Origin of the sequence: Phaeovulum molybdatiresistens (assembly GCF_023544865.1) — a bacterium.
Lineage (GTDB): Bacteria > Pseudomonadota > Alphaproteobacteria > Rhodobacterales > Rhodobacteraceae > Pontitalea.
On the sequence record NZ_JAMJFX010000054.1, the window covers coordinates 1 to 8687 of the forward strand.

At 65.5% G+C, this 8687-nt stretch carries 9 protein-coding genes; 8 read left to right on the top strand and 1 reads right to left on the bottom strand.

From position 1 onward, the window contains the following. Nucleotides 1-165: 165 nt before the first annotated feature. The 8 genes from MXB90_RS17285 to MXB90_RS17320 all read left to right on the top strand — a co-directional run bounded on the left by MXB90_RS17285 (nucleotide 166) and on the right by MXB90_RS17320 (nucleotide 8046). Nucleotides 166-309 (top strand): hypothetical protein, encoded by a 144-nt coding sequence (locus tag MXB90_RS17285; protein ID WP_250046668.1) that lies wholly within the window; start codon nucleotides 166-168, stop codon nucleotides 307-309. A gap of 12 nt (nucleotides 310-321) precedes the next feature. Then, the gene (locus MXB90_RS17290; protein WP_250046660.1) at nucleotides 322-1542 is read left to right on the top strand and encodes an IS91 family transposase; all 1221 of its coding nucleotides are present in this window, start codon (nucleotides 322-324) and stop codon (nucleotides 1540-1542) included. Between the two features lie 477 nt (nucleotides 1543-2019). After that, entirely contained in the window at nucleotides 2020-3858 is a 1839-nt protein-coding gene (gene ilvD, locus MXB90_RS17295; RefSeq protein WP_250046661.1) for a dihydroxy-acid dehydratase, read from the top strand. Between the two features lie 174 nt (nucleotides 3859-4032). Beyond that, the gene (locus MXB90_RS17300; RefSeq protein ID WP_250046662.1) at nucleotides 4033-5016 is read left to right on the top strand and encodes a hypothetical protein; all 984 of its coding nucleotides are present in this window, start codon (nucleotides 4033-4035) and stop codon (nucleotides 5014-5016) included. 9 nt (nucleotides 5017-5025) lie between these two features. Further along, nucleotides 5026-5250, top strand: coding sequence for a hypothetical protein (locus MXB90_RS17305; protein ID WP_250046663.1), 225 nt, complete (start codon nucleotides 5026-5028; stop codon nucleotides 5248-5250). Between the two features lie 32 nt (nucleotides 5251-5282). Beyond that, nucleotides 5283-5798 carry a hypothetical protein gene (locus MXB90_RS17310; RefSeq protein ID WP_250046664.1) on the top strand — a complete coding sequence of 172 codons (516 nt, stop codon included), beginning with the start codon at nucleotides 5283-5285 and terminating at the stop codon, nucleotides 5796-5798. A 791-nt stretch (nucleotides 5799-6589) separates the two neighbouring features. Further along, a complete protein-coding gene (locus tag MXB90_RS17315; RefSeq protein ID WP_250046665.1) occupies nucleotides 6590-7687 on the top strand; it encodes a Fic family protein in 1098 nt (365 codons plus the stop codon). An 89-nt stretch (nucleotides 7688-7776) separates the two neighbouring features. Beyond that, nucleotides 7777-8046, top strand: coding sequence for a transposase (locus MXB90_RS17320; protein WP_250046666.1), 270 nt, complete (start codon nucleotides 7777-7779; stop codon nucleotides 8044-8046). Here MXB90_RS17320 and MXB90_RS17325 read toward each other — a convergent pair. Continuing rightward, the coding region (locus MXB90_RS17325) for an IS256 family transposase (RefSeq protein ID WP_250046667.1) at nucleotides 8031-8687 on the bottom strand (657 nt) is incomplete at its 5' end. The two genes, MXB90_RS17320 and MXB90_RS17325, sit on opposite strands and share 16 nt — an antisense overlap.

The following is an 8687-nucleotide window of genomic DNA, read 5'->3' on the forward strand; positions in this document are numbered from 1 at the left end:
GCAGAGAATTGACGGCGTCTGAACACCGCCATGATATGCCGCCCCTCAGGGCATCACCAACTTTCGCGCGTTGCTCCGCGGCTTCCGCAGCGTCCTCCCGGGTGAAGCGGAAGTCTGTACCGTCCGCGGTGTAGAACAACCCCGATCCGCCGGGCGAGCGCCACGGTGGCGCGCTTCTTCCCGCGCAGCTTTGCCACGTTCAGCGCCCATGCGGTCAGCCAGTTCTTGCGCCCGCGGTGCACCGTCAGCCCCTTCGAACAGATGAAGCTTGTGCAGGACAGGGTGCTGCGATCCGACGGCCCGGATTGATGCAGGGGCTATATGCCCCGCCCATCGCTGGAACTGGCTGACATCTTCCGCACCCATGGCCCGGCGTGGCGACGGGCCAATGCGGGGCATGTCAGCCTGACCCAGCTGAAGGTGATGTCGGCCATTGAAGCCTGCCGAACCGAGGCACTCGGCGGGCATGTGGCCGGCTGCGCCAACTGCGGCCACCAGCATATCGCCTATAATTCCTGCAAGAACCGGCATTGCCCCAAATGCCAGGGACCGGCGGCGCGGGACTGGATGGCCGCGCGCGCCGAGGATCTTCTGCCCGTGGAGTATTTCCACGTCGTCTTCACCCTGCCGGCCGAGATCGCGCAGATCGCCTATTGGAACAAGAAGGCGATCTATGACCTGCTGTTCCGCGCCTCGGCCGAGACGGTTCTGACCCTCGCCGCAGATCCCAGGCGCCTCGGCGCACGGCTCGGCATGACTGCGGTGCTGCACACATCGTGCCGCAGGCGCGTCTTCGACACGACGGGCTCGGCGCTGACCCACCATCCCCACATCCACATGATCGTTCCGGGCGGCGGCCTGTCGCCCGACGGCACCCGCTGGATTGCCTGCAAGCCGGGCTTTTTCTTGCATGTGCGGGTGCTGTCGCGGCTGTTCCGGCGTCTGTTTCTTGAAGGGCTGATCGCCTTGCACCGCGCCGGGGATCTCGCCTTCTTCGGCGATCTGGTGGGGCTCGCGAACCTCGGCCAGTTTGCCGCCTGGCTGGCCCCGTTCCGCAAATCCGAATGGGTGGTCTATGCCAAGCCCCCCTTCGGCGGCCCCGAGGCGGTGCTGGCCTATCTCAGCCGCTACACCCACCGCGTCGCGATCTCGAACCACCGCCTTGTCCGCGCCGAGGCCGGAACCGTGGCGTTTCGTTGGAAGGATTACCGCATCAAGCAGGGCGACCGGCAAAAGGTGATGCGGCTCGACACCGACGAATTCATTCGCCGGTTCCTGATCCATGTCCTGCCCGACGGCTTCCACCGCATCCGGCATTACGGCCTGCTGGCAAGTGCCAGTCGCAAGGCCAACATCGCGAAGATCCGCACCCTGCTCGGGGTGCCGCAACCCGCCTCGACGCCGGAAACCGCGGCTGAACCCGCCCCCCTGACCCTGCGCGAACCATGCCCCTGCTGCGGCGCGCCGATGCGGATCATCGAGATCTTCCGGCGCGGGCAGACGCCGCGATCACGGGCGCCGCCGTGGGAGCAGGCCGCATGATGAAACGCCCATCCCTTTGCCTGATCCGCCGCCGGTGCCTGCCTGGAACCGGCGTGGCTCCGATTTGCGCGCAACGGAACAGATCGCCAAATTCGGAGGACGGCGTCGCGGTTCCGAGGCTCAAAGCGGCGGCAACTGGCGAAAAAAGCCAGGCGGTCGGCGGGCGCCCCGAACTCCGCTGGCCGTCTGTGCGCCAGGTCGACCACACCCTCGGCGCTCTTTCTCCATAGGCAGCGCCTCGCCCCCCGCGGCTTCGTCCTTCCGAGGTTTTTCGACGTGGACCGCCACCGCCCGGCGGCGACCGTTGCGCTGTGGTCCACGTCGAAAAACCTTCAGGAAAGCGGGCTTTCGCCTTGCCTTCCCGAGGCGCCCGGGCCGACGGCTGCGTCCCCGCGTCTGTTGATCCCGGCCGTTCATCGATTTAAAGAGGGTGACAACCGACACTGCTTCCTTTTCGTTTCCGCCACCGAGGTCCCAATGCCCGCATATCGTTCCCGCACCACCACCCACGGCCGCAACATGGCGGGCGCCCGCGGCCTCTGGCGGGCCACCGGCATGAAGGATGAGGATTTCGGCAAGCCGATCATCGCCGTCGTCAACTCCTTCACGCAGTTCGTGCCCGGCCACGTCCACCTCAAGGACCTTGGCCAACTGGTCGCGCGCGAGATCGAGGCGGCCGGCGGCGTCGCCAAGGAGTTCAACACCATCGCCGTGGACGATGGCATCGCCATGGGCCATGACGGGATGCTCTACTCCCTCCCCTCGCGCGAACTGATCGCCGACAGCGTGGAATACATGGTCAACGCGCATTGCGCCGATGCCATGGTCTGCATCTCGAACTGCGACAAGATCACCCCCGGCATGCTGATGGCCGCGATGCGGCTGAATATCCCGGTCGTGTTCGTCTCGGGCGGGCCGATGGAGGCCGGGAAGGTCGTCCTGCGCGGCAAGGAGGTCGCTCTCGACCTCGTGGACGCGATGGTCGCCGCCGCGGACGACGCCGTGACCGACGAGGAGGTCAAGCAGATCGAACGCTCGGCCTGCCCGACCTGCGGGTCCTGCTCGGGGATGTTCACCGCCAACTCGATGAACTGCCTGACGGAAGCCCTCGGCCTGTCGCTGCCCGGAAACGGCTCCACCCTCGCCACCCATGCCGATCGCAAGCGGCTGTTCGTCGAAGCGGGTCACCTGATCGTCGACCTCGCGCGCCGCTATTATGAGCAGAACGACGAGACCGCCCTGCCCCGCGCCATCGCGACCAAGGCGGCGTTTGAAAACGCCATGGCGCTTGATATCGCGATGGGGGGGTCGACCAACACGGTGCTGCACATCCTCGCCGCCGCGCATGAGGGCGGCGTGGATTTCGGGATGGAGGATATCGACCGCCTCAGCCGCCGCGTGCCCTGCCTGTGCAAGGTCGCGCCCGCCAAGGCCGACGTGCATATGGAGGATGTCCATCGCGCCGGCGGCATTCCGGCGATCCTGGGCCAGCTTGACGCGGCGGGGCTTCTGCATCGCGACGTGCCCACCGTCCACGCCCCCAGCCTTGGCGCGGCCATCGACCAATGGGACATCTCGCGCACCAACCAGGATACGGTCCGCACCTTCTTCCGCGCCGCCCCGGGCGGTGTCGCGACGACCGAGGCCTTCAGCCAGGACCGCCGCTGGAAAGAGCTTGACCTTGACCGCCAGACCGGCGCGATCCGGGATGCCGCGCATGCCTTCTCGCAGGACGGCGGCCTTGCGGTGCTTTCGGGGAACCTCGCGCCCGACGGCTGCATCGTGAAGACGGCGGGCGTGGACGACTCGATCCTGGTCTTTTCTGGCCCCGCGCGGGTCTTCGAATCGCAAAACGCCGCGGTCGAGGCGATCCTGTCGAACCGCATCCAGGCCGGCGACGTGGTGGTGATCCGCTACGAGGGGCCGAAGGGCGGACCGGGCATGCAGGAGATGCTCTATCCCACGAGCTATCTGAAGTCGAAGGGCCTGGGCAAAGCTTGCGCCCTGATCACCGACGGGCGCTTCTCGGGGGGCACGTCGGGCCTTTCGATCGGCCATGTCTCGCCCGAGGCGGCCTCGGGCGGCACCATCGGCCTTGTGCGCGACGGCGACCGGATCGAGATCGATATCCCCGCGCGCACGATCGTCCTTGCAGTGCCCGAGGCGGAACTGGCCAAGCGCCGCGCCGAGCAGGACGCCAAGGGCTGGACCCCGGCGGCCCCCCGCGCGCGCAAGGTCAGCACGGCGCTGAAGGCCTATGCGATGCTCGCCACCTCTGCCGCTCAAGGCGCGGTCCGGAAACTGCCGGAGGCCTGACACGGCCAGGACCGATTTATCGCGGCTTGTCTGTTTGCATAGCATGCGGCGAGGGTGTTGAAGGTTGTGATAGACTCTGATGCTGTGACCGCCCCCCTTTGAACGCAGGGGGCGGTGTCTGGGGAAGCGTGGCAGGCTTGGGGTCTTGTCACGATCATTTCAGGGCGGGTTCGCATGTGGGATTTTTCCATCTCGCGCAGCTTCGGGCTGATGGCGCGGACGTTGCCGTTCATCCTGTTCCGGCTGGCCGTCTATCTGGGCGTGGCGCTTGGCTATGTGCTGGTGGCGGGCACCGGGGCGGGGATCGGCTATGGCATCGGTTCCTTTGGGGATGCTGACACGCGCGCCGGGGCCGCGCTGATCGGCGGCGGCATCGGCTTTGCCCTGTTCGGCGCGATCGTCTACGGCTTGCGCGAATATCTGCTCTATCTGGTCAAGGCCGGGCATATCGCGGTGATGGTCGAATTGCTGGCCGGCCGCCCCATGCCCGAGGGCCGCAGCCAGATCGGCCATGCACAGGCCGCGGTGCGCGCGCGGTTTGCCCATGCCAGCACGCTGTTTGCGGTGGATCAGGTCGTCAGGGCCGTGCTGCGCGCGATCACCGGGCTTGCACGCGGCATCCTGTCGATCCTGCCCGGGCTGGATCGGCTGGCGGGTGTGGTGCAGGCGTTTCTGAACGTCGCGGTCGGGCTGATCGATGAGGTGATCCTCGCCCATGCCTTCGCCACCAGTGCCACCAACCCCTGGGCCGCGGCGCGCGAGGCGCTGGTGCTTTACGCCCAGAACAACCGCAACATGCTGAAGAACGCCGCCTGGATCGCCGCGATCACCTATGGCGCGCTGGCGGTGGTGTTCCTGATCCTGCTGGGCCCGGCGCTGCTGATCGCGCAATCCCTGCCCGGTCAGGCCGAGGCGGTGGGCGTCGTCTTTGCCCTGGTCTTCGCCTGGGCGCTGAAAGCCGCGCTGTTTGAACCCTTCGCGGTGGCCTGCCTGCTGCAGGCCTATTTCCGCGCGACCGCGGGCCAGCCGCTCGATCCCGCATGGGAAGCACGGCTGGACAGCCTGTCAGGCAAATTCCGCGTGCTGCGTGACCGGGCGGCCGCGGCCTTTGCGCCCGCCGCGTCCTCCCCCGGCCCGATGGCCCACCCCACCGAGTAAGGAGCCCCCATGAAAACGGCCCTTCTGCTTTTGTTGCTGAGCGCCATGCCCGCCGAAATCACCACCGGTCTGGAAACCATCCAGCGCAGCCTGGCAAAAAAGGAAGGGCAGACCCGTATCGAGCCCGATCAGGTCCGCCCGATCCTGCTGCACAGCGGTATCGCCATTGTCGCGGCGATGCCCGGGGCCTGCCCGGGCACCGATCTGCCGGACCTGTCCCCCCATCTGGACTGACCGCCCCGTCCATCACGCCAAAGGAGCCCCCGATGCGCCTGCACCTTGCCCCCCTGCTGCTGCTGATCACCGCCGCCCCGGCCCTGGCCCAAGAGGTTCTTGGCACAATCGAGGCGCGGGTCGAAGACACCTTCCGGACCTGGCACCTGACCCGGGACGGCGATCAAAGCCAAAGCCGCTGGGCCGAAATGATGCCGGGGCTGACCGATGTATCGCTTTGGGGTCATGACAGCCCCGACAGCGCTACATCCGTCGCGGGGGCGATGATCCTGGATTTCGACGTCATGACCACCACGGGCACGCCGATGGCGATAGGCCCGACGCTGCAATACCTGACCGAGGGCTACAAGGGCGGGTGGCTGGCGACCGATGACAGCCAGATCGCCGTCACCCTTGAGACCTTCGACGCCACGGCGGCAGGCCTGAAGATCGCGGGCAGCTTTACCGCGACGCTGACCTACAGCACCAACCCCTTCACCCAGACCATGGACCCCACACGCAGCCAGACCATCGAAGGCCGCTTTGACGCGACCCTGCCCAAGGACTGACCCAAGGGCACGGGGCGCCCGTCCATGGGCTAGCGCGCCAGCCGGAAATAGGCGGCCTCGAAATTGTTTTCCATGCCCGCGCCCTGAATGCCGTCGGCATTGGCGGCGCGCCGACCTTTGCAGGCGCGGCAGAGTGGCCCGAACCTAAGGCAGAAGCGGCGCTCGTTGCGACATGTGTGCAGGAGAACATTCCGCCCGCCACAGGGAGCAACTAAGCCAGAGCCGCTGTGCTGCCGCGTCCGCAAAACCAAACGCTTCAGGCGGGAATGGGGACTTTGGCTGCGGTCAGAACCGGGTGCCTTGGCACACCAGGCTGATGTTACGTTTCGGGGGCTACACGCCCGCCTATTTTGTCAGGACGCCGACGCCAGCTCCGGCGAGGGCACCCTCCACGCAGCGTCCGTCAACCAGAACTTCCCCTGCTGCGCAACCGATTGCCGCGCCTACGCCAGCGCGATCCGAGGTTGTGTTCCCGATGCACCCCGGAGAGCACGACTGTCGAGGAAGCCACTATCAGGGCGACTAGGACCGCCACGGATTTCAATCGTGGGACCAAACAGCGCTGTGATGAGGCTCGGCGCTAGACTTCTAACAGCTACACATCTTGATGACAGACTCCGCCCATATTCGGTCATCAAGATGCTTGGGTGGATCGAGGCTCATATCAAAGTCTGAAGCTAAGCAGCAGTACGCGGAGAATAGCCTCGCCATTCTCCGCACGAATTGCGGGGTTATTCTTGCGCCTGCGGAGAATGCGGCCCATAATCACCGCGCTGGATGCGGAGATTGCGATGTACGTCTGGGAGCAAGAGGACTGGCCACGGCTGACCTGGCAGGATGGCAGCATTGCCGCGCCCCTGGCTTCAGTCCGTCACGAGCAAGGGCGATTGATCGGCCGGATGGAGGCGCTGGGCTTCAAGCTGCGTGAAGAGGCGGTCCTGCAGACCCTGACGCAGGACGTCGTCAAGACAAGCGAGATCGAGGGCGAGCAGCTGGACGCCACTCAGGTGCGGTCATCCCTCGCGCGACGGCTTGGCATCGACATTGGCGCCCTGCCCCTCACAGATCGCAATGTGGAAGGCATCGTCGAGGTAATGCTGGACGCGACGCGGAACTATCAGGCCGCGCTTACCGCCGAGCGCCTTTTCGGGTGGCATGCGGCTTTGTTCCCCACCGGCCGCAGCGGCATGACGAAGATCATCGTTGGGGACTGGCGCGATGACAGCACCGGCCCGATGCAGGTGGTGTCTGGGCCCTACGGCCGGGAGAAGGTTCACTACTCGGCCCCGCCCGCACCGCGCGTCGCGGCGGAGATGGAAGCCTTTCTCGCCTGGTTCAACGCGCCCTTGACCACCGATCCGGTGATCAAGGCGGCACTGGCACATTTGTGGTTCGTCACGATCCACCCTTTCGAGGACGGCAATGGCCGCATCGCCCGCGCCATCGCCGACTTGGCGCTCGCCCGGTCGGAGGGAAGCTCGCAGCGGTTCTACAGCATGTCCGCGCAGATCAGGGCCGAGCGGAACGCCTACTACGACCAGCTCGAGCTCACCCAGAAGGGTGGCACGGACGTTACGTCGTGGATCCTGTGGTTCCTCGACTGCCTCGGTCGCGCCATCCACGGGGCCGATGGCGTCCTGGCGGCGGTGGTCGCCAAGGGCCAGTTCTGGGAACGCGCTGCGGCGCTGGCGCTGAACGAACGCCAGATCAAGGTGCTGAACCGCCTGCTCGACGGGTTCGAGGGCAAGATGACATCATCAAAGTGGGCGGTGATCGCGAAGTGCTCGCAGGACACTGCGAACCGCGACATTGCGGCGATGCTGGACCTCGGTCTACTACGGAAAGGCGAAGGTGGCGGCCGCAGCACGCATTACGAGCTGGTGCTGTAAGGGTCATGGCCACGATCATGTTTCCGTAAGCGCGACGCCGCCCCCTCCTGCCATTTCCGACTTGATCCGGCCATTCTGCGCGCATAGGCGTGACGGAGGGTTTGGTTTTGGAAGTAGACGGCAAAATGGGCGTCCAATTGGGCGGCTCTATGGGCGTTGGTGTTTCCCGGCTTGAGGTGATCGAGGGGCCGAGCGGTCGTCGTCGGCGCACGAAGGCAGAGCGGGCGCGTATCGCGGCAGAGAGCATGATGCCCGGGGTGACGGTCACCGCAGTTGCGCGCAAGCACGGCACGACCCGCTGGCAGATTTACGAGAGTTATGCGCAGAAGTTGGTGACGCTTGATCAGGCGGCGGCTTGAAGGTGACGGAGACCGTCGCGGAACTCAATCCCTTGGATGATCTCGGGCGGACGGTTTTGGCCGTCGAGTTTTCGCCATTTTTTCTGCGCCGACATCATCAGCTTGAAGGCCATGGCCAGCCCGGTTTTGCGGCTGAGGCATCCCTTGGTACGTTTCGTGCGGTGCCGGAGGGTCGCGAATGTGCTCTCGATCGGGTTTGACGTGCGGATGTGTTTCCAGTGTTCCGCCGGATAATCATAGAAGGTCAGCAGCGCGTCCCGGTCCTTGGCCAGTTTGGGGACCGCTTTGTCCCATTTCACGCCATAGGTTTCGACAAAGAAGTCGAATGCGGCATTTGCCGTGGCCTTGGTCTCGGCCTGCCAGATGTCGTGCAGATGGCCTTTGGCCTTTTCTTGCACGGATTTCGGCATCGCGTTCAGCACGTTCATCGTCTTGTGAACCCAGCACCGCTGCTCCCGCGTTGTGGCGAACACTTCGCGCAGGGCGGTCCAGAACCCCAGGGCACCGTCTCCGATGGCCAGTTTGGGGTCCTGTTTTAGGCCGCGCCGCTTGAGATCGAGCAGGGGCTCTGTTGCACAAATCAGCTGATGGCCGAGGTTTCCCTTTCCCTGGACAGAGTCATCCCACAGCTTCAGTGACGG

Excerpts from the sequence above, each read along its gene's own strand:
- ilvD (WP_250046661.1), top strand. The coding sequence starts at position 2,020 with ATGCCCGCATATCGTTCCCGCACCACCACCCACGGCCGCAACATGGCG.
- MXB90_RS17290 (WP_250046660.1), top strand. The coding sequence starts at position 322 with ATGCCCCGCCCATCGCTGGAACTGGCTGACATCTTCCGCACCCATGGC.
- MXB90_RS17315 (WP_250046665.1), top strand. The coding sequence starts at position 6,590 with ATGTACGTCTGGGAGCAAGAGGACTGGCCACGGCTGACCTGGCAGGAT.
- MXB90_RS17310 (WP_250046664.1), top strand. The coding sequence starts at position 5,283 with ATGCGCCTGCACCTTGCCCCCCTGCTGCTGCTGATCACCGCCGCCCCG.
- MXB90_RS17305 (WP_250046663.1), top strand. The coding sequence starts at position 5,026 with ATGAAAACGGCCCTTCTGCTTTTGTTGCTGAGCGCCATGCCCGCCGAA.
- MXB90_RS17300 (WP_250046662.1), top strand. The coding sequence starts at position 4,033 with ATGTGGGATTTTTCCATCTCGCGCAGCTTCGGGCTGATGGCGCGGACG.